The organism is Erwinia sp. AnSW2-5, from assembly GCF_045107195.1.
In the GTDB taxonomy this organism is placed as follows: domain Bacteria; phylum Pseudomonadota; class Gammaproteobacteria; order Enterobacterales; family Enterobacteriaceae; genus Erwinia.
Map to the genome: position 1 here is coordinate 1 of NZ_JBJGXA010000047.1, position 1729 is coordinate 1729.

Consider the following 1729-nt stretch of genomic DNA (forward strand, 5'->3'; position numbering starts at 1 on the left):
TTAAAGATCGGGGTGATGCTGCCTTCGCTCACCGCCCACGCTACCGCCCGAGCTGATGCCCGCGCTCTGGTGCTCAACCTGGTACTCGGCCCTGTTCTCAATGTTGCTGAAGCCCAGCGTGCCGGTATCCAGCCCGTTCTTCTCCGCTGCTGCCTGCAAACACCCCGGTCTGCTCATTTGACAACTGTCAGGAACCCCGGCCAGAGCCGGAAGTTGTCACCATCCTGCGCCAGACCTGTAAAACGCTCTCCGCCCACAAGCAGCAGCAGATCGCCGAATTTATTCAGGTGATCGCGGGGCCACAGAAGCGGGCGACTAAGGTGTAACTGACTGGTTATAAAGTAAAATCCCGGTGACTTGGCCGGGATTTTTTTTAATCATCTTATTAAGGTATTCCACTGAACGGATATATAAGGTTTTAACCTAATCTCCATTCGTGTTACGGACTCTCCAAAGGAGATATCAGATGACAGATATTCGCCTTTTATTTCATTCTTTATTTCAAAATAACTCACACCTTCGCTAAGGTGTTGAGATATTTTCTCTCCGTTAAATTCAATGATAGTTTGGAGCCAGCCTTCTAAAGCAGCGTATGAGAAGATCAATTTCATACCATTACTGTCGGTATATGCATATCCATAGTGATGATCTATTTCATTAGAAAAAAAAGGCTCACTTTCAAAAAATGACAAGAGATCTATAGGATCTGGAAGTTTTTCGATAAAGGTCATTTTTTTCCGTCCTTCGGTATTGTAGTTACAAATCGACGTGAGCCATCATCCATAATTTGGAATGATGTTTCTAACTTAGCAGCTTTACCTGACGGCCCCATTAGCAATGATTCCCTGACTTCAAACTTACCGAATTGATTAGTATAAACATTCACAATATTACCCGATTTTTTAGGAACCTGAGAAATATGATCCATTATTAACTTGGCTCCTGCATCATCCAAAGGTATGCCAAGACGATACATTGATTGGGCTAACTGAGTTGAACGAGGTATGTTATGAGCACTACTGTTGACCTCACCAAACAGATATTTTAACTTGTCCTGTTCTATGATGACGCTACTTTTCGCAGCCTGTTGGTCAAGCACCGAATAATTCTGTTTTGAATTAAGATTAACTGTATCTTTCGCATTCTGAGAAATACGATCTAACGCAGCTTTTTCTGACTCAACTACAGAAGTGCTTCCTTTTGCAGCTGAACTACTTCCCTTCATCCCATACGCCGCGCCACCAATTGCCGCCGTGGTATGCACCACCGCCATACCATCATACAGAGTAGCGGCCGCTTCCTTACTTACACCCCAGTTTTCCGCAATACGATTAATATTAGCATCGCGTTCAGCTTTAGCATCTGCGCTGGCGTACTGCCACATCAGGGCATCAACCTGGCCTTTTCCTTCCTTATAGACGCTACCCATATTGCCGACGTACTGACCATCGAGTTTCTCATCGTAACTACGGCCCATCGCCGCCAGTTCCTGGCGCATTCCCTGGCACGCTGCTGATGACAGATTCTTACAGGCTGAGTCCATTGCTGCATCGAATGCCTTATCTTTCGCATTCAGATCACTTACCAGCTTCTGTGCCTGTGCTTTCTTCTCGCCTTCCAGATACGGCAGTGACCATTTTGCATCCTGCCGCTGTTTCTCATCTTTTGAGGAGAGCGCATTATTCTCCACCGCGTTCTTGCCCGCCAGTCCGCCCGTCACGGCACCCGC

The 1729-nt window shown here is 46.4% G+C and carries 3 protein-coding genes; all 3 read right to left on the reverse strand.

Annotated elements, in window-relative coordinates:
• Positions 1–177, reverse strand: coding sequence for a hypothetical protein (locus tag ACFL9S_RS22855; RefSeq protein ID WP_405264169.1), 177 nt, complete (start codon positions 175–177; stop codon positions 1–3).
• Between the two features lie 200 nt (positions 178–377).
• Positions 378–731, reverse strand: coding sequence for a hypothetical protein (locus tag ACFL9S_RS22860; RefSeq protein WP_405264167.1), 354 nt, complete (start codon positions 729–731; stop codon positions 378–380).
• Positions 728–1729, reverse strand: a 1002-nt coding sequence (locus ACFL9S_RS22865) for a DUF6862 domain-containing protein (RefSeq protein WP_405264168.1), incomplete at its 5' end; no start/stop codon positions are given. The genes ACFL9S_RS22865 and ACFL9S_RS22860, both read right to left, overlap by 4 nt.